Raw genomic sequence first — 25,250 nt, 5'->3', positions numbered from 1 at the left:
CTGTCCATGCAGACTTACGATTTCATCATCGTCGGCTCCGGCTCCGCCGGCTCGGTCGTCGCCGAACGTCTTTCCGCAAGCGGACGTTTCTCGGTCCTCGTCCTGGAAGCGGGCGGCTCGGACCGCCGTTTCTTCGTCCAGATGCCGCTCGGCTACGGGAAGACCTTCTTCGACCCCGCCGTCAACTGGAACTACAAGGCCGAGCCGGACCCCGGCCTCGCCGGCAATGCCGACCACTGGCCGCGCGGCAAGCTTCTCGGCGGCTCGAGTTCGATCAATGCAATGGTCTGGGTCCGGGGCCAGCGCGAGGATTTCGACGGCTGGCGCGATGGCGGCAATCCCGGCTGGGGCTTTGACGACCTGCTGCCGATCTTCAAGGCGATCGAGGACAACGCGGCCGGCGAAGATGCCTGGCGCGGGCGCGGCGGTCCGGTCCATGTCACCGACAACAGCGATCGCGTCCATCCGCTCTGCCTTCGTTTCCTCAAGGCCGGCGAGGAACTGGGACTGCCCTTCAATCCGGATTTCAACGGAGCCACGCAGGACGGCGTCGGCGTCTACCAGATCACCACGAAGGACGGCCGCCGCATGTCGGCGGCGCGGGCCTTCCTGCGTCCGGCCATGAAACGCCCGAATGTGCGTGTCGAGACCAACGCGCTGGCGACCCGGATCCTCTTCGAGGGCAAACGCGCGGCCGGCATCGAATACCTCAAGGACGGCCGCACGCACACCGTCCGCGCCGGCCGGGAGGTAGTCTTGTGCGCCGGCTCGATCAACTCGCCGCAGCTTCTGCAGCTTTCCGGCGTCGGGCCGGCGGCTCTGCTGCGCGATCTCGGCATCGAGATCGTCCATGCCAATGAGCATGTCGGCGCCAATTTGCAGGACCATGTCGGCATCAACTACACCTACAAGGCAACGATGCCGACGCTCAACCAGATCCTGCGTCCCTGGTGGGGTAAGCTCCTGGTGGGCGTTCGCTATATCCTTCTGCGCGGGGGCCCGCTCTCGATGAGCATGAACCAGGGTGGCGGCTTTTTCCGCACCGATCCCTCGCGCAAGCGCGCCAACATGCAGCTCTATTTCCAGGCCTTCTCGACCGTCATCCCGAAAAGCGGCGAACGGCCGATCCTGTCGCCGGACCCCTGGCCGGGCTTCTCGATCGGCCTGTCCAATTGCCGGCCGACCAGCAGCGGCTCGATCATGATCCGCTCCAGCGATCCCCGCGCCTATCCGAAGATCGTCGCCAACGCCTTCTCGACTGAGGACGACGTCGCCGAAATGCTCGATGCCGTGAAGTTCCTGCGCCGCATGGCGGCTACCAAAGCCATGTCCGAAGTCATCGCCGAGGAGGTCCTGCCGGGACCGGCATGCAAGACGGATGACGAGCTGATCCTGGATTTCCGCAAGCGCAGCGGCACGGTCTACCACCCCGTCTCGACCTGCCGCATGGGGCCCGACCCGTCGCTCGCCGTCGTCGATCCGAAGCTCGAGGCGCATGGGCTCACCGGCCTGCGCATCGTCGATGCGTCTGTCTTTCCCGGCAACATCACCGGCAACACCAATGCCGCTTCGATCATGACCGGCTGGAAGGGGGCAGACCTCATCCTCGCCGATCACGCCTGAGCAGGATTCGGAAAAGTGTGCCACGGTTTTCCGAAAAAAAATCCTGCGGCAAGAGAAGTAGCCAAGCAGGTGAAGCGTGGCTGAAGCCACGCAAACCTGCTTGGTCCCGATACGTTTCGCGGAGGAACCATCCATGAAGATCACAGACATCAAGACCTTCGTCGTCGGCAATCCGCCGCCGGGCATCGGGGGACGCTATTTCATCTTCGTCAAGCTCACGACCGATGGCGGCGTGGTCGGTTATGGCGAGGCCTACAATGCTACCTTCGGCCCCGATGTGACGGCCAGGATGATCGAGGACTGCGCCGCCCGCTACCTTGTCGGCCGCGACCCGCATGACATCGAGACCTTCTTCCGGCGGGCCTATTCGTCGGGCTTCACGCAACGCCCCGACGTCTCCATGATGGGCTGCGTCTCGGCGCTGGAAATGGCTTGCTGGGACATTGTCGGCAAGGAAGCCGGCAAGCCCGTCTACAAGCTGCTCGGAGGTCAGGTCCACGAGACGCTGCGCTCCTACACCTATCTTTATCCCCACGCGGGCAGCGTCTTCACCAACGAGGTCGAGAACCCGGACAAGAACGTCTACAACGACCCCGACCTCGCCGCCGAATGTGCCGCACTTTATGTCGAGCAGGGCTTCAACGCCGTGAAGCTCGATCCAGCCGGCCCTTACACCGCCTTCGACGGCCATCAGCCCCGGCTGATCGACATCGACCTGTCGGCGCGCATGGTCAAGGCGATCCGCGAGGCCGTCGGCACCAAGGCAGACATACTGTTCGGCACGCATGGCCAGTTCACCGCATCGGGCGCGCTCCGCATGGCCCGCGCCATCGAGCCCTACGACCCGCTCTGGTTCGAGGAGCCGGTGCCGCCTGATATGCCGGAGGTAATGGCGGACGTGGCGCGCGGCACCTCGATCCCCATCGCGACGGGCGAGCGCCTCACCGGCAAATGGGAGTTCGCGCGCGTCATCGAGAACCGGGCCGCAACGATCCTCCAGCCCGACCTCGGACGTTCCGGCGGCATCCTCGAGACCAAGAAGATCGCCGCCATGGCCGAGGCCTACCACATCCAGGTGGCGCCGCACTGCTATTGCGGGCCGATCGTCGGCGCCGCGAACATCCAGCTCGCCGTCACGCTGCCGAACTTCCTGATCCTGGAATCGCTCAAGCAATGGGACGGATTCCACGAGAAACTGCTCAAGAAGAAGATCGAGTGGCAGGACGGCAACGTCATTCCCTCGAAGGAACCGGGCTTGGGCGTAGAGCTCGACGAAGCGGTGTGCGAGGCGCATCCCTGGAGCGGCAAGCCGCTGCATCTGGAAATGGCACCCGATCCGCTGTTTCCCTGAGGCGTCGCGATACACGCACGCTTTGGAATTCTCAAGGAATCCCAAAGCTTTATCGCGACATCCGGATTCTTTTCGGCAATCGGCTGAATCAGCGTCGCAAGGCGTTGATTCGGCGCCTCAGGCGGCTCGCTCAAACTGCCGTTCGATGCTGCCGCAACAAGTCCGTCACCCCGCCACCGCTCCTCCATCATTCCGGCCCAATCCCGCCCCGATCCGGGCCGACAAAACGGGCGAAGAAAACGAGGGGCATGTCATGATGAAATCCGCTGTTGTCGCGATGGCCATCATCGGCTGCGACTGCGACGCCAAGCTCTGCGAACTCATTCACGATCATCAGCCGGAATGGACGACGATGGAGGAATGCGAAACTGCGCTGAAGAGCCGTGCGGTACGTGGTGCCTTCGACTACCCGACCGTCATGGCGATATGCTCGAAGCTCGATCGCCCCGAACAAGCCGAGACGCAGGCAGCCGGCGCACCGGCAGCGGCAGATGCGGCGGAACCGGCCACCGTGACGTCGCACGACGGCATCCTGGCGCGCGCCTCCGACGGTTATCGCGTTGTGAAGGACGGGCTTGGCCGTGCGGCGGGCGGCACCCTCGAGCTGGCACGCGATACGACCGGCTGGGTGGTCGCCAGGATACCAACGGTCTTCTGACCGTATCCGCGGCCCGAACGGTTTGCTCAGGTCGAAGAGACCGGCCCATCCGAGCCGGTCTCTTCATTACTTTCGGAATCAGGAGGCCTTGTCGATCGCGGTGACGGCGCCCGTCGTGTCGTCGACGGTCAATCTGACCTTGGCGCCGGCGGCGAGGGAATCGAGCGAGGTCCCTTCCGGCGCGACGAAGCTCTTGCCGTCCTGGAGCGTGACGGTGCGCGTGGCCGGATCCACCGACTGCACCACGCCTTCGACGGTCGCCGCATAGGCCATGCCGATGAAGGCGAGCGAAGCGACGGTCGTTGCAAGGATTTTCTTCATCTCGAATACTCCCGTTCTGTTTGCCGTCCGCACGGTCCTGCTGATCCGTGAGGACACGACGGAGATAGGCCGCGCCAGCGCCTGCCACAAATCACATACGATGAACTTTTATAATAAAAACAATTACTTATTTTCGACATATTCTCCTCTACGGGAGCGGATCGAGGCGGAAGCAAGGCCAGCTTCGTCGAACGTGGGCATGTGTCGGCTCGGCGTCCCGCAGCACGGCCATGCCGGCGCCGAATTTCGGATGGCCGGCGATCACGAAAACGCACGCCGAAAGTTGCGGCGGACAAGAATTGTAAACGTGCGCGACAAGCGTAGGTTGACGCCATCCGCCCGCGCCAGCGCTTTGTCGCTATGATCCATCGACCGATTCGAGGAGCGGGACTCGAAAACGGGAGGAGAGGGAAGACATCCATGAGAGTTTCGGCTTCCGTGGCCGCGCGTCTGGGCGCGCTCCTGTTCGCGGCATGCGCGTTGTTGTCGTGCACCGTGGCCGTCCAGGAACCGATGCCGCCGCCGAGACCCGGTCCGCAACCCGGCTTCTGCACCAGGGAATATGCCCCTGTCTGCGGCGAGCGCCGCGGCGACCGCCAGACCTTCGCCAATGCCTGCCTGGCCGGACGGGCCGGATATCGTATCGTCAGCGGCGGCGAGTGCCGCGCCAATGGCGGACCGCGTCCCGGCATCTGCACACGCGAATACGCTCCCGTCTGCGCACGGCGCGGCGACCGTATCAGGACTTTCGCCAATGAATGCGAGGCGGCTGCAGCCGGCTACCGCGTGATCGCGAGCGGCGAATGCCGCGCTCCAGGCGGCGGCGCCATCGGTGGGGGCAACGGCGGCAACCGGGTCTGCACCGCCGAATATGTCCCGGTCTGCGCGCGGCGCGGCAGCAACGTCAGGACCTTCGGCAATCAATGCGAGGCGGACTCGGCCGGCTACCGCGTAGTCGCCCAAGGCCCCTGCTGAAACGGATGCGGCCGGCCGCGGAGCGGCCGGCCGGGCAGGAGTTCGGAAACGCTTCTACAGGACGAAGTCGCCGGCGAGCAGCGTATGCCTGCCCGACAGGACGATCTGGAATTCCGGAGTGGAGTCCGTGTCCGTATTCGCAGAGATGATCGTGTCGTTGCCGTACCAGCCATATTTGAGCTGGCCGGAATTGGTGAAGTTGCCGGTGCCGATCCACTGGAAGGCCTGGTTGCCGGCAACATTCGCCCGCGCGTCGATCAGCGAAAGATCGATGAAATCGTACCTGTAGTCGAAGTCGGTGATGCGGTCGCGATAGGCGTTCGGCGCGCTGTCGGTGACCGACTGGAAAACGAAGGCGTCCGCTCCGGCGCCGCCGGTCAGCACGTCGTAGCCGGCGCCGCCATAGAGATCGTCATTGCCGGTGCCGCCGTTCATTCGGTCGTTGCCGAGGCCGCCATGCAATATGTCGTTGCCGCCGGCACCGTACAGCGTATCGTTGTAGCGGGAGCCGAACATCATGTCGGAATAGTTGGTACCGGACTGGCTGCGGGCGCCTGAACTCGAATAGACGAAGTCGCTGGAGATCAACTGGCCGGCGGTAACGTCGGCGACAGTCAGATAGTGGTCGTAGCCGTTGTAGAAGGCGTTGAAATAGGCGTCACCATACTTGTCGGTCTTCAGGAAAGCCCTGAGCTGGCTGAAGTCGCTGATGCCCCAGGCCGAGACGTCGATCTTGTCATAGCCGAACTGGAAGTCGGCAATGAAATCGTCGCTGAGCCCAGTGGTACGCGCGCTCATGATGAACCAGTCGGCGCCCGTGCCTCCATAGAGATTGTTGACGCCGTTGCCGCCGAGGATGTCGTCATTGCCGGCCCCGCCATAGATCAGGTCGTTGCCGCCATAGCCATAGATGAGGTCGTCGCCGCCATAGCCGTAGATCGTATCGTTATACGCCGTTCCGTAGAGCGTCTCGGAATAGTTGGTGCCGCGAATGACGGGCATGAATATTCTCCTTTGTTTCCGGCGGCTTCCGGGTCCTGCCGATACCGGCGGAACTCTCGTCCCCGGGGTCGTCCCTGATGGCGCGGAACATGCGGCAGAACGGCTGAACGGGCGATGAATGGAAACGCAGGGTTGCGTTCAGGAAACTTGCTTTCGATTTGACGGCATTGCGTTCGGAGAGGATCATGGCGTTCCGAAGGCCGTCACATCGGCACCAGGACGAGGCGACGCCTTATCGGAGAAAAGACGATGAGAACCGTCGAGCAGACCGACTTTCCAGGCTCGAGCGTCGTCCGCCCGATCCGCTACGCGCCCGATGACGACGAACTCGAAGTGCGGTTGGTCAACGGCACCGCTTATCTCTATTTCGAGGTACCGTGGATCGTCGTCGACGCCTTCCGCGAGGCTCCCTCGCCCGGCCGCTTCTTCAACCAGGAGATCGTCAATCGCTACCGCTACAATCGGTTGCGCTGAACTTCCACTCACCGCCGCGGCAGCAATCACTCGCAGCCGACTTTGAGACCTTAGGGGCGACGGCTTGTCGGTCTTGCAGCAACGTGCCGCAAGGTTGGATTAATGCCCCGGCCGTCCCGATTTGCGCGACCGGCGCTGGCGCTGGCGTTCGTCGGCCGGATCCTCGTAGGAGCCGATGCCGGCACGCTCGCGCCGGACCGGACGCGCATCGTCCGCGGCCTTCGGCCTGGCGCCTTCGGCGGGCTTTTCCGTGCGCCGCACGGTCATCTCGTCGAGCGTGTTCTTGCGGAACAGGGAGCCCTCGCCGGGAATGCCGAAATCCGAGCCATGCGCTTCCTGGTGCGACTGCTTCTTGAACAGCGAGCGCGGGACGGCATTGGCTGGAACGGCCGCGTCGCCGCCCATCTCGTCGAGATCCGGCTTGCGGAACAGGCCGCCCTTGCCCGCCGGCTTCGCCATGTCGGTTCCCGGCCCCATATCGTCCAGCGACGGCTTGGCGAAGAGCGACTTGCGCCCGCCTTCCCCATCGTCGACCGTGCGGTGACGGGCGATCCCCTTGTTGTGCCTGCCCTTCTCGCGGCCGGAAACCGGGCTGATGCTCTCCGCCTCGCGCGCCAGCGGATCGTCGGAGACGGCGAGCTCGGCTTCCCGCAGGCGCTTGATCTCGTCGCGCACGCGGGCCGCCTCCTCGAAATCGAGATTGGCCGCGGCGTCGCGCATGCGCTTGTCGAGATATTCCAGATGCGCCCTGAGGTTGTTGCCCATGAGTGCGCCCTGGTTCTCGGCGAAGCCGGAGATGTCGGCGCGGACGTGGTCCTTCTCGTAGACCGAATCGAGAATGTCGGCGATACGCGACTTCACGCTTTCCGGCGTGATGCCGTTCTCCTCGTTCCAGACCATCTGCTTCTCGCGGCGGCGCTGTGTCTCGGCCATCGCGCGCTCCATCGAGCCCGTGACCTGATCGGCATAGAGCACGACGCGTCCGTCGACGTTGCGCGCCGCGCGGCCGATCGTCTGGATCAGCGAGGTTTCGGAGCGCAGGAAGCCTTCCTTGTCCGCGTCGAGGATGGCGACGAGACCGCATTCGGGGATGTCGAGGCCCTCGCGCAGCAGGTTGATGCCGACCAGCACGTCGAAGGCGCCAAGGCGCAGATCGCGTATGATCTCGATACGCTCCAGCGTCTCGACGTCGGAATGCATGTAGCGCACGCGCACGCCCTGCTCGTGCAGATATTCCGTCAGGTCCTCGGCCATGCGCTTGGTGAGCACAGTCACCAGCGAGCGATAGCCGGCGCGCGCCGTGTCCCGGATCTCGCCGAGCACGTCGTCGACCTGGCTCTTGGCCGGGCGCACCTCCACCGGCGGATCGATGAGGCCGGTCGGGCGGATGACCTGCTCGGCGAAGACGCCGCCGGCCTCATCCATTTCCCAGCCGCCCGGCGTCGCCGATACGGCGACGGTCAGCGGACGCATCGCATCCCATTCCTCGAAGCGCAGCGGCCGGTTGTCCATGCAGGACGGCAGCCTGAAGCCGTATTCGGCAAGCGTCGCCTTGCGCCGGAAGTCGCCGCGATACATGCCGCCGATCTGCGGCACGGTGACGTGGCTCTCGTCGATGAAGATCAGCGCGTTGTCCGGGATGTACTCGAACAAGGTCGGAGGCGGCTCGCCGGGCTGGCGGCCGGTGAGATAGCGCGAATAGTTCTCGATGCCGGCGCAGGATCCGGTCGCCTCCAGCATCTCCAGGTCAAAGCGGGTACGCTGCTCCAGCCGCTGCGCCTCGAGCAGCCGTCCGGCCCTCGTCAGTTCGTCGAGGCGGAACTTCAGTTCCTCGCGGATCGACTTGATCGCCTGGTTGAGCGTAGGCCGCGGCGTCACATAGTGCGAATTCGCATAGATCTTCACGCTCTTCAGAGCGCCCGTCTTCTGGCCGGTCAGCGGATCGAATTCCGTGATCGCCTCGATCTCGTCGCCGAACATGCTGATGCGCCAGGCGCGGTCTTCCAGGTGAGCCGGAAAGATCTCGATCGTGTCGCCGCGCACGCGGAACGAGCCGCGCACGAAATTGACCTCCTGGCGCTTGTACTGCTGGGCGACGAGATCGGCCAGGAGCTGGCGCTGGTCGAGCCGGTCGCCGACCTGCATCTGGAAGGTCATGGCGGTGTAGGTCTCGACCGAGCCGATACCGTAGATGCAGGACACCGAGGCGACGATGATCACGTCGTCGCGCTCGAGCAGCGAGCGCGTCGCCGAATGGCGCATGCGGTCGATCTGCTCGTTGATGGAGGATTCCTTCTCGATATAGGTGTCGGTGCGCGGAACGTAGGCCTCCGGCTGGTAATAGTCGTAGTAGGAGACGAAATACTCGACCGCATTGTCGGGAAAGAACTGCTTGAACTCGCCATAGAGCTGGGCGGCGAGCGTCTTGTTGGGCGCCAGGATCAGTGCGGGACGCTGCGTCTCCTCGATCACCTTGGCCATGGTGAAGGTCTTGCCGGAGCCGGTGACGCCGAGCAGCACCTGGGTACGGTCGGCCCGGCCGACGCCTTCGACGAGGTCGGCAATGGCCGTGGGCTGGTCGCCCGCCGGGGCGAATTCCGACTTCATCTCGATGCGGATGCCGCCTTCGGACTTCTCCGGCCGCTCGGGCCGGTGCGGCGTCCAGATCTTGCCGTTCTTGTGGAGCGGATTGCCGCTTTCGATCAGCCTGGAGAGCGCTGCGACAGTGGCGGTGACGCCGGAATTGGAGAGATGTTCGGCGTCTTCGAGCGAAATGTCGAGACCGGCGACCGGGTTGAGGCCGGCAGCCGCGCGTTCCTTGGCGCTCGCTGCACCGCCCATCGACGTGCCGCGGGCCGTCTTGGTCGGCGCCGCCGACCGCTCGGGAACCTTCTTGGCCGGCTTGGCGCTCTTGGCAGGCCGCGCGGCCTCGGCCTCGCGCGCGATCTGTTCGGCCCATTCGGACACCGATCCGGACAGGGGCGCACCGGAAAAGTCGGACTGCGGCGCCTCGGAGAATCCTCCCTCCTCCAGCGGCTCGGAGGCATCAAGGAAGTCGGTCAGCGGGCTGCGCCGCTTGCGGCCGCCGAAGCGGTCCTCATTCGCCGGAGGCGACTTTCTGTCGGGAGATTTGGCCATGTCAGGAATATGGGTGGAGTCCCGCAAAATGGAAAGTCCAATCACCATCGGGCCGCCCCGCGTCGCGGCGATGCTGACAATGCGCTGTCAGGAGGAGGCGGCAGCGCCTTGGAAGACACGATGCGCAAATTGATCGGCGCAAGGCATCCCTGCGAACGAGCGTGCAGCATTGCAGCATCCGAGCCTGGGCCTGACAGCCCGCCGGGCCGACAAGATGCGACTGACGGCATCGCGGTCCATGAGGCGAGGACCCACCACCCACGCCGAACGCTCCTCGGGGCGCGCTGCGAAAGCCGGAGCGACGCTGCGAAGCTTCTGGCGCGCCCTTCCGCAAACGATTAGAAGAGCGCGGTGTCGAGCAACTTTCCTCTCTCCTATCGTCTCTCCTGGCTGCCCCGTTTTCTGGTTCCGTCTCTCGGCGGCGACCGCAACGGGTTTTTGCCGGCGATGGGGGGATCGTCGCGGACACCACCGCCGGACGTGCGTCTCGTCTTCGTCGGTGACATCTCGGCCGTGGCGAGCGGCAAGTCGCCCGAAATCGACGAAAGCCTGCGCAAGACCATCTCCGCAGCCGATCTCGTGATCGGCAATTGCGAAAGCCCAATCGTGGCTCGCCCCCTCGCCCGGCTTGGCACCGCAGTCGGCACGCGCCACGCCATGACCCGGAGCTTTCTCGAACAGACGCTGGCCGCCGCGGCCATCGACCCGCACAGGCTGGTGCTGTCGCTCGCCAACAACCACGCGCTCGACCAGGGCGTCCCCGGCTTCGAGCAGACGCTGGAGACGCTCGACCGGCTTTGCGTCCGCACGATCGGAGCCGCACGGGATGGCTTCGTGCGGACCGTGCGGGCCGGTCCGGCGCGGATCGGCCTTGCCGCCTTCACCCAATGGCGCAACGAGACGGCCGATGCCTTTTCGGGCCGGGTGACGACCGCGGCGGATTTCAACCACGGCGGCTGGGCCGCGTTGCGCGAGGCCGAGGCCGACTTCGTCTGCGCCGTACCCCATTGGGACCGCGAGTTCCGGCATTTCCCGGAAGCCGCGACGCGAGAGACGGCGCGGCGGTTGGCGGCAAGCGGCGCCAGTCTCGTCGTCGGCGGCCATGCGCATGTGGTCCAGCCGGCGGAACGGATCGGCGAAACGCTGGTCGCATATTCCCTCGGCGATTTCCTCGGCACGGCATGGTGGTGGTGCCGTTGGCCGTTGCGGATCAGCGCGCTGCTGTCGGTCGGCATCAGCCTGGACAAGGCGGAGGCCGGCTCCCGGCGTGCCGGGATCGTGTCATGCGGCATGGTCCCCTTCCTCCGGTCACCGCGGGGTGGCCGCGAGGTGCTCGCACCGATCGACATGGCGCGCCGAAGTCTAGGGCGCCGTGCGGCCGACCGCTGGCGGACAATATTCGCACGACAGCAAGATTTACGCGCGGCGGCAAGTGACTGAATTCACGGACAGTCTTGCAACTATCACGCATCCGTGCAATAGAAGTGTCCCTCGGGCATTTGCTGACCCGGAGACTGGACGCTTTGGACGACCCTTTCCCCGATACTGTGAATATCTGACGGCCCCTCTTTGGCGGGGGGTTAAATCATGCGCAAAACGCCTGACCGCCAAGATCCACCGGTTCTCCCGTCTTCCAATATCGGGAAGGACCAAGCAACAATGGGTGAAGGAGTTCTCCCCCCAATGGCTCAGACCGGCACCGTGAAGTTCTTCAACGCAACCAAGGGTTATGGCTTCATCACGCCTGATGGCGGCGCGAAGGATGTATTCGTGCACATCTCGGCGATCGAAGCCTCCGGCCTGCGCACCCTGATCGACGGCCAGAAGGTCACCTTCGACGTCGAGCCGGACCGCATGGGCAAGGGCCCCAAGGCGGTCAATCTGCGCGCCGCCTGATTCGTCTGCAAGACTGCCATTCTTCGAAAGGCACGGCGATCCGCCGTGCCTTTTGCTTTTGAGGTGCATTACAGATAGTATCAGCCAACTTAGGGAATGCTCACCATACATAAGCCGGCGAATTGTCGATGCCCGATGGAGCTGTCGTGGCGTCAATGAGCCAAATTGAAAGTTTCACTTGCTCACGCCGGAAAAATGAAGGACAAAATTCTTGTTCGGGCATTTGCCGGCCCGGAGACCGGAATAGACTGCACTGGGTTCTGGCAACGCCGGAAGCCCAGGTGATCGCGGAACAAGAGGATCTTGGGAAGGTCCCGGCGCGAGAAACTGTTTCTGCTCCTCCAGTGAACGGCCGAGCCTGCGCGGGGATATTTCCCGCCAGACATGTCGATGATGGGACCAAAGGGAGTTTCCCATGCCGCAGACCGGCACTGTCAAGTTCTTCAACCATGCCAAAGGCTTCGGCTTCATCACGCCGGACGACGGAGCGAAGGACGTATTCGTACATATCTCGGCGGTGCAGGCCTCCGGCCTTCCCGGCCTCGAAGACGGGCAGAAAGTGACTTTCGATACCGAGCCGGACAAGCGCGGCAAGGGTCCGAAGGCGGTCAATCTCAGGATCGGCTGAGCCGGTCCACGACCATCGACGGCGGGGCTCCGGCCCCGGAAACAGGCATGGCAGGCGCGGTGTCGCAGCAATGCTGTCTGCGGAGCTTTTTCCTATCGATGCCGGCACGGAGCATCTGTGGATGTGCCGTCTCGTGGATGTGCCGTCTCCAGGAAAGCGGGCGCCTGATCGACGCCGCTTTGGTGTTCCTGGTCCAAGGTAGCCCTGCGGCCGACAACCATCGAACATCGGGGGATCTACTGCGTCGGAAATCGTACTCGATTTTCAGAAGGCACGATGCGCAGGTTGAAAGCGCCAGAGCGACCTTTGCGCATCCGAGCGGACGCCCGGCGCTCTGGTGCCAATGGGCTTTCGGTCCGACAGGCGTGGTTGGCAGTCGCTTCGGCGGTCGATCTCATCGACCGCCGGCACGGAGCACCCGAGTGCTTGCGTCCGATAACTTCATCCTTTCTCAAAATGCCACTTTCGGCAGGCACACAGCCGTCCGCCACGCCGTTCAGCCTCCGTTCATGCAAGGGGGCCTAGACGGGCAATCGACCGCCGACCTTCCCCGGGATCCGCGGCGTGAAGGAGACAGATGTGAACCGCTTCCTGAAAACTTCGATCCTCTCGGCGGCCATCGCCGCGACCACGCTGACCGCCCTGCCTGCCGCCCATAGCGGCGAGCGTTATTACCGCGAAGGCCATGTCGTTCGTCGCAACTCCGACGGCGATCTGCTTGCAGCAGGCGTACTCGGCCTGGCGGCCGGTGCTATCGTCGCGGGTGCTCTGGCGGATTCGGGCCCAAGGGGACCGGTCTACCGGGAGCGGATTTATAACGATCCTTATGTGGACGACGACTATTTCCCGCCGCGGCCAGGCGCCGAATATGAATATGCGCCGGAGGGCGCCGGCTATGGGACGGGGCGATATGCCTATGGTGGGCTCGAGCCGTGGAGCCCCGGCTGGTTCCGCTATTGCGAGGATCGCTATCGTTCCTTCAATCCGAGCACCGGCACCTTCGTCGGCTATGACGGCAGGCGGCATTTCTGCGAAGCCCGATAGGCGGTCTGAATGAAGGTTGAGCGCCGCATGGCGGCGCTCGCCGACCCTGGCGGCAGCCAATATTCGGGGCCGCATGGCATCGAACCCGAAGGCGGGTACCGGTTTCGGAATAAATCCGGCGCTGCGACGACGGCTAGGCAAAGTTCGGGCTAGGGCAGCACCGTCGGTGCGTCCGCCGTTTGGAAGCGCTCTATGTAAGGAACGGATTGCTCAACCGCTCTTCGCCGAAGCGGCCGCCCGGCCCATGGCCGCACAGGAAGCCGATATCGTCGCCGAGCGGCAGCAGCTTCTCCTTGATCGACCGGATCAGCGCGGCATGATCCCCGCCGGGCAGGTCGGTCCGACCGATCGAACCGCGGAACAGCACGTCGCCGACATGGGCGAACTTTGCAGCACGGTTGAAATAGACGACATGGCCCGGCGCATGACCGGGGCAATGCAGCACTTCAAAGTTGTGCTCGCCGAAGCCGACCGTCTCGCCCTCGGCGAGGAAGCGGTCGGGCACGCAATTGCGCACGGTGTCGGTGATACCGAAGCGCAGCGCCTGGTTTTCGAGATTGGCAAGCAGCGGACGATCGGCCTCATGCGGGCCGAGTATCTCCACCCCGAGCTTGTCCTTGAGCTCCATGGCGCCGCCTGCGTGATCGATATGGCCGTGGGTGATCCAGATCGCGGCGATCGAGAGCTTGTTGTCTTCGATCGCCTTCACGATCTCGGCGACATCGCCACCGGGATCGACGACCACGCCGGACCTGTCGTCCGTATCGAACAGGATCGTGCAATTCTGCTGGAAAGGGGTCACCGGGATTATCCCGGCGTTGAGCTGGCCCATCGCACTGCCTCATCTTCTCGGTCGCGGCTCACCGTGCCGCGCGTTGCTTCGGACACGCAAAGGGCGCCCATCGCTTCATGCTCGGCGCATCGTGCTTTTCCGAGGTCGAATTCCAAGTCCTCGGATCGTGCGCCAGGGCACACATAGTGGGGGCAGCCCCATCCGTCTACCCGTCCGGCGAGGTCGAGGCCCGGTACTCCGATCAAAGATCGATTGACGAACGGCAAATAACATATAACCTTTCAGTTATGGAATACTCGAGTTGTCTACATGATGCCGACTGACCGACTCAACGCGACATTCGCTGCGCTCGCCGATCCCACAAGGCGCGCGATCCTGGCACGGCTGGTCCTCGGCGAAGCGACCGTGATGGAACTTGCCGAGCCTTTCGCCATGAGTCAGCCCGCGATCTCGAAACACCTGAAGGTCCTGGAGAGTGCGGGGTTGGTCTCGCGCGGACGGGACGCGCAACGCCGGCCATGCCGCCTTGAGACGGCCCCGCTCGCAGAAGCGAACGGCTGGCTCGAGAACTACCGCGCCATCTGGGAGGGCAATTTCCATCGGCTCGACACCCTGCTCGACGTGCTGCAGGGCGATGCGGCAAGCAAGGGCGGTAGAGGCGTGGAATGAACAAACGGCCATTTGCCCGTCACGACGCCGTCCAACCGTGAGATCATCTGAAACAGATCTTCAACGCGCCCTGCACTTCCGCCCCCCGTCATGGCTGAACAGGGCTGGCTCGAGCACCGTCCTGTGAGCGTTGAGGGAAAACGCGCGACGGCGCTCTGCATGCTGGAAGAAAGTATGGACGCTGGCTACCGTCGTCTCGACGAGTTTCACGACGCAGCCAGCGGGGCGGAAGCAACGTCGAGCCTAATGGGGAAACGGGCGACCGGGAGGCCGCCCGCCACCCGGGAATGGCTGTCAGGCCTTGTTCATTGACTTCATCACGGCGCCGACGATCGCCGTCAGGATTGCGCCGCCGCCGGCCCCGCCGATGGCGTTCGTGAGAAGGCCGCCGAGCGCCCCGCCGGCCGCGCCGCCGGCAGCCGGATCGCCGGTCGTCGCGCCGCCGAGCAGGCTTCCGAGGATCGTGCCGCCGGCGACGCCGCCGACCGCACCGCTGATGATTTTCGGCAGCTGACTCATTGCCGCCTGCTGGATTGCCGCGCCTACAGCCTGGCCACCGATGATACCCGTGATGATCTGCACGATGATAGCAATAAGGGCACTACTGTCCATGTGACTTCCCTCCAGAGCAAACCGGGACTCGGTGAGCCCGGCATGCACAGTGAGACGCCGAATTAGACGAAAGTCAAATATGAGATCGCCGAAGTAAAACCGACCGCGACCGCCTCGCCTTGATGCGAGGCTTCCACAACGTCACCTGAAGCCGTTGACTGCTCCGACGGCCAGGATGCGGCCCGCCCCTGGCGGCGAGCCGCCCGAGACCGCTACTCGGCTGCGATCGCGTGCTTGGGCTGCACTTCGGCGGTATAGTCGTTCATCAGCGTCTTGGTGATTTCGCCCACCTCGAACCGGTACGGTCCGATCTCGGAAACGGGGGTCACCTCGGCCGCCGTGCCGGTGAGGAAGCATTGCTCGAAGCCTTCGAGTTCCTCCGGCTGGATCGCCCGCTCGACGACCGCGAAGCCGCGACGACGCGCCAGATCGATCACGGACCTGCGGGTGATGCCGTCGAGGAAGCAGTCCGGATCCGGCGTGTGGAGCTTGCCGTCCTTGACAAAGAAGATATTGGCGCCCGTCGCCTCGGCCACTCGGCCGCGCCAGTCGAACATCATGGCGTCGGCGTACCCTTTCGCCTCGGCGGCGTGCTTGGAAAGGGTACAGATCATGTAGAGGCCGGCGGCCTTCGCGCGCGACGGCGCCGTACGCGGATCGGGACGGCGGTATTCGGCGATGTCGAGGCGGATGCCCTTCAGCTTCTGCGCAGGGTCGAAATAGCTCGGCCACTGCCAGATCGCGATCGCGCAGTTGATCTTGTTGTTCTGGGCCGAAACGCCCATCTGCTCGCTGCCGCGCCAGGCGATCGGGCGCACATAGGCGTCCTTGAAGCCTTGCTTCTTAAGCAGTTCGCGGCAGGCCTCGTCGATCTCGGCCACGCTGTAGGGGATGGTGAAGCCCAGGATGCGCCCCGACTCGTGCAGGCGCTCGCTGTGCTCGGTCAGTTTGAAGATCTCGCCGCCATAGGCGCGCTCGCCCTCGAAGACGGCGCTGGCGTAGTGCAGCCCGTGCGTCAGCACGTGGATCTTGGCGTCGGCCCATTTGACGAACTGTCCGTTCATCCAGATGAAGCCGTCGAGTTGGTCGAAAGAAACGGATGCCATGACTTGCCTCCCGCGGGCCTGTGCCCGGACGTCGAGTGGTTTTCTGTCCGCGGCATTGCTGTGAATGTCTGCGGGTGAGCGTAGGCGGAACGCCGGGGAAAGGCAAATTCACGGAAATTCCTGAAGGAACCGATTTTCCTTGCCTTTTCGTTCAAAATCCGCCGAAAAGCTTGAATAAAATTACCATCCAACCCAAATTATGTCAACATCACTGACATAATTCCGGCAGGATCACGGAATCATTCCGGGTGCGGGAAACACATGGCCGAACGTATCGCCGCAAACGCCAAGCCGATCAGGACGGCGCTGACGCTGGAAGACGGCATCGACTTCACTGTCATCGAGCTGTTCTTCTTCGCCTATCGCGACTTCACGTCCGACCCGGACGTAATCCTGACCGACTACGGCTTCGGCCGCGCCCACCATCGGGTGCTGCATTTCGTCAACAGGCGTCCGGGACTGACGGTGGCTGAACTGCTCGAGGTGCTGCAGATCACCAAGCAGAGCCTCGCCAGGGTGCTGAAGCAGCTCATCGATACCGGCCACGTCATACAGGTGCAGGGCCCCCGCGACCGGCGCCAGCGCGAGCTCTATCCGACGGCCAAAGGTCGCACTTTGGCGCTGGCGCTCGCGCGGCCACAGTCACGCCGCATCCATCAGGCACTGGAGGGCGCAAACGCGGCCGACCGGGAAGCCGTCGAACGGTTCCTGAAGGCCATGGTGAACCCGGAACTCAGGGCGCAGATCGACAATCGGCCCGTCAAGTAGGATAGTTCAAGAGAGGGGAAAGACTATGGAGGCGATCCAGATGACCGACCCATCTTCCGTGCCGGACGACGACGCCCCGCATCTTCTGGTGGTCGACGACGACACGCGTATCCGCAATCTGCTGAAGCAGTATCTGACCGAGAACGGCTTCAGGGTAACGGTCGCGGGGACCGCCGTCGAAGCGCGGCGGCGGCTTGCCGGACTGGATTTCGACCTTGTCGTGCTCGATGTGATGATGCCTGGCGAAAGCGGTGTCGACCTGACGAGGTCGCTGCGCGGCGAGCGCGACGTGCCGATCCTGATGCTGACTGCGCTGTCCGAAACCGAAAGCCGCATCACCGGGCTCGAAGCAGGTGCCGACGACTATCTGCCCAAGCCGTTCGATCCGCGCGAACTGATCCTGAGGATCAGCAACATCCTGCGCCGCGGCGGGCCACAGGTCGTTCCGAAGGTAGAGCAGATCGTGTTTGGCCCCTACACGTTCCAGATCGCCAAACGCGAATTGAAGCGCGGCGGCGAAGCCTTGAGGCTGACGGACCGCGAACAGGAGATCCTGGCGATCTTCGCCGGCAGGGCCGGCGAGACCATCCCGCGCCACGAATTGGTGGCCGGCGAATCGGAGGTCGGCGAACGCACCATCGACGTCCAGATCAACCGGCTTCGCCGCAAGATCGAACGCGACCCCTCCAATCCTGTCTGGCTGCAGACTGTGCGCGGCATAGGGTATAGGTTGAGCGTCGAATGACGCAGGCCTTCGCGACCGCTCCGGGAAGCGGTCGGCGATCGGAAAGGACGAATGGCGACTTCGCAGATGACCCCGGCGGACAAGGGCCCGGCGCAGGCGGAACGCGTGACTGCGGCCCAGCGCCCAGTCGCCACATCGGGCGGTTCGTCCTGGAGCAGAAGGTCCGGTTTCCTGCCGAACAACTGGCGCCGGTTCTGGCGGCTGGTGTCGCGCTACATGCCCAAGCGGCTTTATGCGCGCTCGCTGATCATCGTCATCGCGCCGATGATCCTGTTGCAGTCGGTCATCGCCTTCATGTTCATGGAGCGTCACTGGCAGACGGTGACGCAGCGCCTGTCGCAGGCGGTGACCCGCGACATCGCCGCGATCATCGACATGATCGAGACCTATCCGCCCGGAGACAACTACGCCAGCGTCATCCGCATCGCCCAGGACCGGCTGTCGCTCAAGATCGACCTCTTGCCGCCGTCTCCCCTGCCCGCGCCCGGACCGAAGCCGTTCTTCTCCATTCTTGACCAGATCCTGAGCGAGGAGATCACCAAGCAGATAAACCGGCCGTTCTGGCTCGACACGGTCGGCAACTCCAACATCGTCGAGATCCGCATACAGCTCGACGACAAGGTGCTGCGGGTCTTCGCGCGGCGCAGCCAGGCCTATGCCTCGAACACACATATCTTCCTTCTGTGGATGGTAGGCACGTCGCTCGTCCTGCTGACCATCGCCATCCCTTTCCTGCGCAACCAGATCAAGCCGATCCTGCAGCTCACGGAAGCCGCCGAGAGCTTCGGCAAGGGACGCCCGACACCGAGCGACTTCAAGCCGCGCGGCGCCGAGGAAGTGCGCAGGGCCGGCATTGCCTTCCTGCAGATGCGCGAGCGCATCGAACGCCAGATCGAGCAACGCACGGCCATGCTCACCGGGGTCAGCCACGACCTTCGAACCATCCTCACCCGCTTCAAGCTGCAGCTCGCACTCGCCGGCAAGAAGCTCGACACCACGGCGCTCAACCAGGACATCGACGACATGCAGTCGATGCTGGAAGGCTATCTCGCCTTTGCGCGCGGCGAGGCCGCCGAGGACACCGGCCGCTTCGATCTCCAGACCTATTTCGACAAGCTTTCCGAGGAGGCGCGCCTCCGGAAACGCGGTCTCGCCACATCGATTGCGGGCAGACCCGAGGTGCAGGTGCGGCCCAATGCGTTTTCGCGCCTGCTCGGCAACGTGATCGGCAACGCTTTCCGCTACGCCCGCAATGTCAGGGTGAATGCGCTGCACACGCGCGGGGCGCTGACGGTGACCGTCGACGACGACGGCCCCGGCATTCCGTTCGATCGCCGCGAGGACGTCTTCAAGCCGTTCCTTCGCCTCGACGCTGCGCGCCAGGACGCCGGAGGCACGGGGCTCGGCCTGGCGATTGCTCGCGACATTGCCCGCAGTCATGGCGGCGACATCACGCTCGACGACAGCCCGATGGGCGGCTTGCGGGCGGTGATCAAGGTTCCAGCCTAGCTGCTCCTGTCGACGCGGTCGCCGCGCCGAGCAACCATGCGCGGAACGCGCCCATAGCTGGTGTGGGATTGCGCGATTTGAGCCGCGTCAGCCAGTACCGGCCCATCGATATCGACGTATCGAAAGGCCGCTGTAGCGTGCCGTCGGCGAGTTGGCGCGAGAACATCATCGGCGGTGCGAGCGCCACACCCTCCCCCTGCAGCGCCGCCTCGACCATGGTCAACGAGGAATCGAACACCGGTCCCCTGATGGTCGGGGCCGCCACGCCGGCCTCCTCGAACCAGGACGGCCATTCGTCCGCCCGGTAGGAACGCAGCAGCGTGTGGCGGACGAGATCGGCGGGGTCGCGCAGCGTCTCGGCGATTTCGGGAACGCACAGGGCCGACAGCGGCGCCGCGAACAGCGCCTCGGCCTCGGTGTCATGCCAGGCACCGTTGCCGAAGCGGACAGCGTAGTCCAGCCCTTCGGCGGCGAGATCGACCCGGTTGTTGTTGGTGGAAAGCCTGACATCCACGAAGGGGTGCCGCTCGCGGAAATCGCGCAGCCGCGGCAGCAGCCAGCCGACCGCGAAGGTGCCCACCGCGCCGACTTCGAGAACTTCCCTCACATGGCCGCCATGGAACTTCTCCATCATGTCCGCGATGCGGTCGAAGGAATCGCGCAGCGTCGGCAGCAGGGCCAGCCCTTCGTCGGTGATCAGCAGTCCACGCGGGAGACGCCGGAACAGCGTGACGCCGAGACGCTGCTCGAGCGACTTCACCTGATGGCTGACCGCAGCCTGGGTGACGCAAAGCTCGATGGCAGCGCGCGTGAAGCTCAGATGCCGCGCAGAGGCTTCGAAAGCACGCAAGGCAGTGAGAGGGAGATGCGGACGGACCATGGTTTCCCCAAGAGAAGGCCAAATTCGTTTCATGCCTGACCGCAAATATCATCGTTTGTCCGTATCAGCCATGCCACGTAGTCAGGGGACAGCGGAAATCACGGAGAGACGAAATGCGTGACAATGAACGCTTCATGCTCGGTCTGAGCCTGCTCGCCGCAAGCCTGTTGCTGGCGCTCGGCATGGGCGCCGCGCCTGCCGCTGGCCTGCTGCTCGAATGCACGCTCATCATCGATGCCTCGAGCGGCGAGGCATTGTCGCGCAAGGGAACATGCGACCAGGGTTTCGCGCCGGCATCGACGTTCAAGGTCCCGCTCGCTTTGATGGGTTTCGATTCCGGCGTCCTGAAGGATCCGAAGACGCCGAGCTGGGACTATCGGCCCGAATTCAACGCGAACAAGCGCCAGCAAAAAACTGTGAACCCGACGATCTGGCTCGAAGACTCGATCGTCTGGTATTCGCAGCAGATCACGCAGCAGATCGGCGAGGAACGTTTCGCCGACTATGTGGCCAAATTCAACTATGGCAACATGGACGTATCGGGTGATCCCGGCAAGAACAACGGCCTCACTCACTCGTGGCTTATGTCGTCCCTGAAGATCAGCCCCGTCGAACAGGTCCGCTTCATACGCGCCATGCTCGACCGGCAATTGGCTCTATCGGCCAAGGCCTATGACATGACGGAGACGATCATGCCGCGTTTCGCGATAGACGGCGGCTGGATCGTACACGGCAAGACCGGTAGCGGCCGGTTACGCGAAAAGAACGACGTGGACGGCAAAGTCCGGCCGGTGGGCTGGTTCGTCGGCTGGGCCAAAAAAGATGGCCGGCGCGTTGCCTTCGCGCGGCTGCAGATCGGCAACGGCAAGGCGGACAAGCGACCCGGCTTCCAGGCGCGGGAAGCGCTGTTCGAGGCGCTGTCGAAACTGGACCTCGATTGAGCCGGCGCTATATCAAATGGAGGATTGCAAGCCCCCGCCCGTTTCATCGCAGCGTCACGAAACTCTGCTCAAAGGCGCGCGAAACGACGGACGGCCGGCGATTCCAGGGGAAGGCGCCGGGAAATAGGGAAGACGCCCCTTGCGCATCCTGATGGTAACCGATGCCTGGCGGCCGCAGATCAACGGCGTCGTCCATACGCTGGAACGGCTGTCCGAGGTCCTGACAGGTTTCGGGGTCGAGACCCGTTTCCTGACGCCTCAGGGCTTCCGCACCTTGCCCCTGCCGACCTATCCCGACATCCGGCTCGCGCTGACGACGCCCGGCCACGTCGCCAGGCTGATCAGGGCTGAGCAGGCCGACCATGTCCACATCGTGACGGAAGGGCCGCTCGGCATCATGGCACGACGCTATTGCCTCGCCGAGGGCCGTCCCTTCACCACCAGCTACCACACGCGTTTCCCTGAATATCTGAGCGCGCGCCTTCCTGTTCCCGAGGACTGGGCCTATCGCTGGCTGCGCGACTTCCACAACTCCGGGCAAGGCACTTTGGTGGCCACGCAGTCGCTCGCCGACGATCTGGCCCGGCGCGGCTTCACCAAGCTGCGGCCTTGGACGCGCGGGGTCGACACCACTTTGTTCCGGCCCGACCGGCGCAAGGCGCTTGACTTCCCCGGGCCGGTCTTCCTCTGCGTCGGGCGCATCGCCGTCGAGAAGAACCTGCCGGCCTTTCTCGATCTCGACCTGCCGGGCAGCAAGGTGCTGGTCGGCGAAGGCCCCGAGCTTGCCAAGTTGCAGGCAAGATATCCGCAGGCGCACTTTCTCGGCCGCAAGCCCATCGACGAAATGGCCGACATTTATGCTTCGGCCGACGTCTTCGTCTTCCCCAGCCGCACCGACACATTCGGCAATGTTATCATCGAAGCGCTCGCCAGCGGCACGCCGGTCGCCGCCTATCCGGTCACCGGGCCGATCGACATCGTCGGCGACGGCAAGGGCGGGGCGGTATCGGAGGATCTGCGCCAAGCAGCGCTCGCCGCGCTGCATATCGATCGCGCCGAAGCCCGCGCCAAGGCGCAACGCTACAGTTGGACGGCCTGCGCCGAGATGTTTCTCGACACTGTCAGGGAAGCATTGAACGGACGTGTCCGCGTGGCCGCATGACGAAAGGCTCCATCATCTGAACAAGCGCGCCCCCAACGCGCGCCGTTCAGAACAGCCTGCCGCCGTCAGGCACCTTGCGCTCTATGGCGCCCAGCACCACGTCGCCGTCGCTGTCGGGAAAGCCGAGGGTGAGCACCTCGGACATGAATTTGCCGATCTGGCGCGGCGGAAAGTTGACGACGGCGAAGACCTGCCGCCCGACCAGCGTCTCTGGCGCGTAGTATTTGGTTATCTGCGCCGACGATTTCTTGATGCCGATCTCGGGTCCGAAGTCGATCTTCAGCTTGAACGCAGGCTTGCGGGCTTCGGGAAAAGGCTCGGCCTCCACGATCGTGCCGGCACGAATGTCGACGCGATCAAAATCGGCGAAGGTGATCTCGGGCCTTCTCGGCCCGCCGCCCGAACCCATCCGCAGTTCCTCAGGCGTTGCCGTAGGTTTCAAACAGCACGCCGGCCAAGGCATCGCGGGCCGACACGCCAGACCAGACGACGAACTGGAATGCCTGGAAATAGCATTCGCAGGCTTCCAGCGCGCTGGAAAGCAGAACCTCGACCTGCTGGCTGGTCGGCTCGACGCCGCCGGCGAGCAGCAGCGACTGGCGGAACATGATCGCGCCTTCCTGCTCCCAGAGGTCGAAATGGCCGAACAGCATCTGTTCGTTGATCAGCGACAGAAGCCGCAGGATTTCGAGCGTGCGGGCCTCCGGCACCTTGATGTCGAAGGCGCAGGCGAGATGAAGCGCCTCGAAATCCTCCATCCAGGAGAAGGAGACATGGTAGTCGGTCCAGCTTCCGGCAACCGAGATCGAGATCTCGTCGTCTCCTGTGCGCTCGAACGACCAGTCATTGGTGTTGGCGACCTGCTCGATCACGTCGACGGGATGTGCTTCGCGTACGACGTCGAGTTCAACGAGTTCCATTCAAATATCCTGTCGTTTCTGGGAGCGCCACCGCACGCTCCGCTGGAGGGCAGACGACAACTATCGAGCACACGAGCGGAAGAAGGGACGGTACGCTACTATTCCCCAGCCGGACCTCCCGCCGTCCGGCGCATGACCTGTTTCGAATCATGCAACAAATTCAGTCTATTGATGGAGAGTCGCGGCGCCAGCCCCTTTTTGCGCGAGAGGCCCCTGGGGGTGTGGATAGCCCCGCAAGGCGGATTCAGGCGGACGCCTTAAGCGATTCAGCGCAAAGCGTTTTTCGATTCAGCAGGCGATGTGGAAAAGTCCGAATTATTTTTTGGCGCGCGGCCTGGAAGCGGTCGTCGAAGCCGGTTTCGGGGCAGCGCCGCCGGCGAGCGCCGCGATCTGCGCCTCCAGCGCCTCGATGCGCGCGGCAAGCTTCTGGTTTTCGGCACGGGCCTTGGCGGCCATGTCGCGGGCAGCCTCGAACTCCTCGCGCTGGACGAGTTCCATCGAATTCAGAAACCGTTCGGCCTGGGACCGAAACGCGGTTTCCATCTCCCGGCGCACGCCTTGTGCGGCGCCGGCCGCATCCGTCACCAGCTTGGCGAATTCATCGAGAATGCGGTTCGGTCCGTTCGACATGGCTGATACCTCACGTGCTGGATTGGAGGTAATGGGCAAGGGCGACGAATGCAAGGCGTGAGCACGGCCCTGGGTAACTCTCCACCGGCTTGGCGGACGAAAAGACGCGCATGGATGGCTTACCGAAGTCCACCGCCAATAATAGTTATTAAGGATCAAACCATAAGGAGCCTGTCATGCTGATCAGCGCCGATCTCGGAGAACAGATCGAGGCATTCGTCTCGAAGATGGTCAGCAGCGGCCGCTACAACTCCAAGAGCGAGGTGCTGCGGGAAGGGGTACGCCTCATCCAGGAACGGGAGACCCGGCTCGCCGCGCTGAATGCGGCGCTCGAGCGCGGGCTCGCGGATGCCGAAGCCGGACGCGTGACGCCGGCAGAGGAGGTTTTCGACCGCCTGGAAGCCAAGTATCGCGCCATGGCACGAAACAGGGCGTGAGATGAGGGTTTTCCTCGCCCGGGCCGCCGAGGTCGAATTATAGGAGATCGGAGATCACATTGCTCTGTCGAATGCCGATCGGGCCATGAGCTTCGTTCAGGAACTTCGCGACAAATGCCTGGGCCTGGCCGAAATGCCGCTTGGCTTTCCGCGCCTCGCACAATGGCCAGCCCTCGATCCGAGGCGCCTTCACGGTATCCGTCCGCGAACAAACGTACCGCCTGTCAAGGCTCGCAGGCGCGATTCGACGCGGTTGGCGGTAAAGTATGTTCTTCTAGCTGCCTCTGCCCCGGCATTCGAAACGTGCCCGTCAATGACGGTAGCGGCGCAAGGCCAGGCAGCATCTGATCCGTTGGCCGTGGGTGCTAGCGCCACACCCTCGCTAGGCGGAAAGGTTGATTTGTGCTAGTATTGAATACTAGCGATCAAAGCATCGGGAGGATGCTATGAAAGAGCAGTTCTACATTGGTCTCTTCAGAGACATTGGCGCCTTGATGATTGTCTTCTGGTTTGGTGTGCCCGCGTCGGCGGAAGAGAAGACTACTCCGATTGCGCCACAATATGATCCAACGCAATACGGCCAAATCGTGCGTATGCTGCCATTGCAGATCCAGATCCCGATCATTGAGATGACGCCCATTAAGGGGGGCGCCGTCGCACTGGCAGTCACTTGTTCGGCGCAATGCACCTCTGGGCAAAAAGTGCTGCAGTGCAGCGCCTCGGGGGCTTCTGCCAACTGCATGAGCACGGGGACGATGGCCACCTGCGCCGACGGGACCAACACGACGACATGCGATTGCAACGCGGGTTCGTGCACGACTCGCTGATGCTGCGGCTGGTCGTGGTGAAAAACACAGCAAGCTGCGCGCCTTGACGTGGATACTCACCGAACTGCCGATCGATCTGCCCATCCGAAGCGGCATGCCGGTGACCAAAGACTTCATGAAGTTGCAGCCGGAGAAAAGTTC

At 63.6% G+C, this 25,250-nt stretch carries 27 protein-coding genes; 17 read left to right on the top strand and 10 right to left on the bottom strand.

Features of this window, described 5'->3' with window-relative positions; translation table 11 throughout:
* Nucleotides 1–6: 6 nt before the first annotated feature.
* From JN280_RS17030 to JN280_RS17020, 3 genes are all read left to right on the top strand, one after another.
* Nucleotides 7–1,623, top strand: a complete 1,617-nt coding sequence (locus tag JN280_RS17030) for a GMC family oxidoreductase (protein ID WP_202313745.1) — start codon at nucleotides 7–9, stop codon at nucleotides 1,621–1,623.
* A gap of 133 nt (nucleotides 1,624–1,756) precedes the next feature.
* Complete coding sequence (locus JN280_RS17025; RefSeq protein WP_202313744.1) at nucleotides 1,757–2,974, top strand: mandelate racemase/muconate lactonizing enzyme family protein; 1,218 nt, start codon at nucleotides 1,757–1,759, stop codon at nucleotides 2,972–2,974.
* Between the two features lie 253 nt (nucleotides 2,975–3,227).
* Complete coding sequence (locus tag JN280_RS17020) at nucleotides 3,228–3,632, top strand: hypothetical protein (RefSeq protein WP_202313743.1); 405 nt, start codon at nucleotides 3,228–3,230, stop codon at nucleotides 3,630–3,632.
* A gap of 78 nt (nucleotides 3,633–3,710) precedes the next feature.
* On the opposite strand, the gene JN280_RS17015 is transcribed toward JN280_RS17020, so the two are convergent.
* A complete protein-coding gene (locus JN280_RS17015; protein WP_202313742.1) occupies nucleotides 3,711–3,953 on the bottom strand; it encodes a DUF1344 domain-containing protein in 243 nt (80 codons plus the stop codon).
* A gap of 420 nt (nucleotides 3,954–4,373) precedes the next feature.
* On the opposite strand from JN280_RS17015, the gene JN280_RS17010 reads away from it, so the two are divergent.
* Complete coding sequence (locus JN280_RS17010; protein ID WP_202313741.1) at nucleotides 4,374–4,928, top strand: Kazal-type serine protease inhibitor family protein; 555 nt, start codon at nucleotides 4,374–4,376, stop codon at nucleotides 4,926–4,928.
* Between the two features lie 54 nt (nucleotides 4,929–4,982).
* On the opposite strand, the gene JN280_RS17005 is transcribed toward JN280_RS17010, so the two are convergent.
* On the bottom strand, nucleotides 4,983–5,930 hold the full coding sequence (locus JN280_RS17005) for a calcium-binding protein (protein WP_202313740.1): 948 nt from the start codon (nucleotides 5,928–5,930) through the stop codon (nucleotides 4,983–4,985).
* Between the two features lie 249 nt (nucleotides 5,931–6,179).
* On the opposite strand from JN280_RS17005, the gene JN280_RS17000 reads away from it, so the two are divergent.
* The gene (locus tag JN280_RS17000; protein WP_202313739.1) at nucleotides 6,180–6,404 is read left to right on the top strand and encodes a KTSC domain-containing protein; all 225 of its coding nucleotides are present in this window, start codon (nucleotides 6,180–6,182) and stop codon (nucleotides 6,402–6,404) included.
* A 99-nt stretch (nucleotides 6,405–6,503) separates the two neighbouring features.
* Here the strand turns inward: JN280_RS17000 and uvrB are convergent, their stop codons facing one another.
* Nucleotides 6,504–9,542, bottom strand: a complete 3,039-nt coding sequence (uvrB, locus tag JN280_RS16995; protein ID WP_202313737.1) for an excinuclease ABC subunit UvrB — start codon at nucleotides 9,540–9,542, stop codon at nucleotides 6,504–6,506.
* Between the two features lie 351 nt (nucleotides 9,543–9,893).
* Here uvrB and JN280_RS16990 point away from each other — a divergent pair, with 351 nt between their 5' ends.
* The 4 genes from JN280_RS16990 (at nucleotide 9,894) to JN280_RS16975 (ending at nucleotide 13,110) form a co-directional block, all read left to right on the top strand.
* Nucleotides 9,894–10,982: a CapA family protein gene (locus JN280_RS16990; RefSeq protein WP_244743363.1), complete on the top strand. Its 1,089-nt coding sequence runs from the start codon at nucleotides 9,894–9,896 to the stop codon at nucleotides 10,980–10,982.
* A gap of 243 nt (nucleotides 10,983–11,225) precedes the next feature.
* Complete coding sequence (locus tag JN280_RS16985) at nucleotides 11,226–11,438, top strand: cold-shock protein (protein WP_202313736.1); 213 nt, start codon at nucleotides 11,226–11,228, stop codon at nucleotides 11,436–11,438.
* 415 nt (nucleotides 11,439–11,853) lie between these two features.
* Nucleotides 11,854–12,066: a cold-shock protein gene (locus JN280_RS16980; RefSeq protein ID WP_202313735.1), complete on the top strand. Its 213-nt coding sequence runs from the start codon at nucleotides 11,854–11,856 to the stop codon at nucleotides 12,064–12,066.
* A 564-nt stretch (nucleotides 12,067–12,630) separates the two neighbouring features.
* On the top strand, nucleotides 12,631–13,110 hold the full coding sequence (locus JN280_RS16975; protein ID WP_342215972.1) for a BA14K family protein: 480 nt from the start codon (nucleotides 12,631–12,633) through the stop codon (nucleotides 13,108–13,110).
* A gap of 190 nt (nucleotides 13,111–13,300) precedes the next feature.
* Here the strand turns inward: JN280_RS16975 and JN280_RS16970 are convergent, their stop codons facing one another.
* Nucleotides 13,301–13,942, bottom strand: coding sequence for an MBL fold metallo-hydrolase (locus JN280_RS16970; RefSeq protein ID WP_202313734.1), 642 nt, complete (start codon nucleotides 13,940–13,942; stop codon nucleotides 13,301–13,303).
* A 270-nt stretch (nucleotides 13,943–14,212) separates the two neighbouring features.
* Here JN280_RS16970 and JN280_RS16965 point away from each other — a divergent pair, with 270 nt between their 5' ends.
* Nucleotides 14,213–14,572, top strand: coding sequence for an ArsR/SmtB family transcription factor (locus JN280_RS16965; protein ID WP_446720730.1), 360 nt, complete (start codon nucleotides 14,213–14,215; stop codon nucleotides 14,570–14,572).
* A 294-nt stretch (nucleotides 14,573–14,866) separates the two neighbouring features.
* Here JN280_RS16965 and JN280_RS16960 read toward each other — a convergent pair whose 3' ends face one another.
* The gene (locus JN280_RS16960) at nucleotides 14,867–15,184 is read right to left on the bottom strand and encodes a hypothetical protein (protein ID WP_202313733.1); all 318 of its coding nucleotides are present in this window, start codon (nucleotides 15,182–15,184) and stop codon (nucleotides 14,867–14,869) included.
* A gap of 212 nt (nucleotides 15,185–15,396) precedes the next feature.
* On the bottom strand, nucleotides 15,397–16,290 hold the full coding sequence (locus JN280_RS16955) for a branched-chain amino acid aminotransferase (RefSeq protein WP_202313732.1): 894 nt from the start codon (nucleotides 16,288–16,290) through the stop codon (nucleotides 15,397–15,399).
* A gap of 261 nt (nucleotides 16,291–16,551) precedes the next feature.
* On the opposite strand from JN280_RS16955, the gene JN280_RS16950 reads away from it, so the two are divergent.
* The 3 genes from JN280_RS16950 to JN280_RS16940 all read left to right on the top strand — a co-directional run bounded on the left by JN280_RS16950 (nucleotide 16,552) and on the right by JN280_RS16940 (nucleotide 19,312).
* The gene (locus JN280_RS16950; protein ID WP_202313731.1) at nucleotides 16,552–17,058 is read left to right on the top strand and encodes a MarR family winged helix-turn-helix transcriptional regulator; all 507 of its coding nucleotides are present in this window, start codon (nucleotides 16,552–16,554) and stop codon (nucleotides 17,056–17,058) included.
* Between the two features lie 40 nt (nucleotides 17,059–17,098).
* Entirely contained in the window at nucleotides 17,099–17,803 is a 705-nt protein-coding gene (locus JN280_RS16945; protein ID WP_446720729.1) for a response regulator, read from the top strand.
* Nucleotides 17,804–18,019: 216 nt separating this feature from the next.
* Nucleotides 18,020–19,312: an ATP-binding protein gene (locus JN280_RS16940; RefSeq protein ID WP_244743550.1), complete on the top strand. Its 1,293-nt coding sequence runs from the start codon at nucleotides 18,020–18,022 to the stop codon at nucleotides 19,310–19,312.
* Here the strand turns inward: JN280_RS16940 and JN280_RS16935 are convergent.
* The gene (locus JN280_RS16935; RefSeq protein WP_202313729.1) at nucleotides 19,296–20,192 is read right to left on the bottom strand and encodes a LysR family transcriptional regulator; all 897 of its coding nucleotides are present in this window, start codon (nucleotides 20,190–20,192) and stop codon (nucleotides 19,296–19,298) included. The two genes, JN280_RS16940 and JN280_RS16935, sit on opposite strands and share 17 nt — an antisense overlap.
* 113 nt (nucleotides 20,193–20,305) lie before the next feature.
* On the opposite strand from JN280_RS16935, the gene blaOXA reads away from it, so the two are divergent.
* On the top strand, nucleotides 20,306–21,133 hold the full coding sequence (gene blaOXA / locus JN280_RS16930; RefSeq protein ID WP_202313728.1) for a class D beta-lactamase: 828 nt from the start codon (nucleotides 20,306–20,308) through the stop codon (nucleotides 21,131–21,133).
* A gap of 139 nt (nucleotides 21,134–21,272) precedes the next feature.
* Complete coding sequence (locus JN280_RS16925; protein WP_202313727.1) at nucleotides 21,273–22,295, top strand: glycosyltransferase family 4 protein; 1,023 nt, start codon at nucleotides 21,273–21,275, stop codon at nucleotides 22,293–22,295.
* 46 nt (nucleotides 22,296–22,341) lie between these two features.
* On the opposite strand, the gene JN280_RS16920 is transcribed toward JN280_RS16925, so the two are convergent.
* From JN280_RS16920 to JN280_RS16910, 3 genes are all read right to left on the bottom strand, one after another.
* Nucleotides 22,342–22,704 (bottom strand): tRNA-binding protein, encoded by a 363-nt coding sequence (locus tag JN280_RS16920; RefSeq protein ID WP_202313725.1) that lies wholly within the window; start codon nucleotides 22,702–22,704, stop codon nucleotides 22,342–22,344.
* Between the two features lie 10 nt (nucleotides 22,705–22,714).
* Nucleotides 22,715–23,215 carry a YbjN domain-containing protein gene (locus JN280_RS16915; protein WP_202313723.1) on the bottom strand — a complete coding sequence of 167 codons (501 nt, stop codon included), beginning with the start codon at nucleotides 23,213–23,215 and terminating at the stop codon, nucleotides 22,715–22,717.
* Nucleotides 23,216–23,530: 315 nt separating this feature from the next.
* Entirely contained in the window at nucleotides 23,531–23,845 is a 315-nt protein-coding gene (locus JN280_RS16910; RefSeq protein WP_202313721.1) for an accessory factor UbiK family protein, read from the bottom strand.
* A gap of 176 nt (nucleotides 23,846–24,021) precedes the next feature.
* Between JN280_RS16910 and JN280_RS16905 the strand changes: the two genes are divergently transcribed.
* Complete coding sequence (locus JN280_RS16905; RefSeq protein ID WP_202313719.1) at nucleotides 24,022–24,282, top strand: type II toxin-antitoxin system ParD family antitoxin; 261 nt, start codon at nucleotides 24,022–24,024, stop codon at nucleotides 24,280–24,282.
* A gap of 446 nt (nucleotides 24,283–24,728) precedes the next feature.
* On the top strand, nucleotides 24,729–25,109 hold the full coding sequence (locus tag JN280_RS16900) for a hypothetical protein (RefSeq protein ID WP_202313717.1): 381 nt from the start codon (nucleotides 24,729–24,731) through the stop codon (nucleotides 25,107–25,109).
* The last annotated feature ends 141 nt before the right edge of the window (nucleotides 25,110–25,250 follow it).

The organism is Mesorhizobium sp. L-8-10, assembly GCF_016756635.1.
Taxonomy (GTDB): domain Bacteria; phylum Pseudomonadota; class Alphaproteobacteria; order Rhizobiales; family Rhizobiaceae.
The sequence above is the reverse complement of the archived record's forward strand: the minus strand, read 5'-3'. Positions and strand labels throughout refer to the sequence as shown.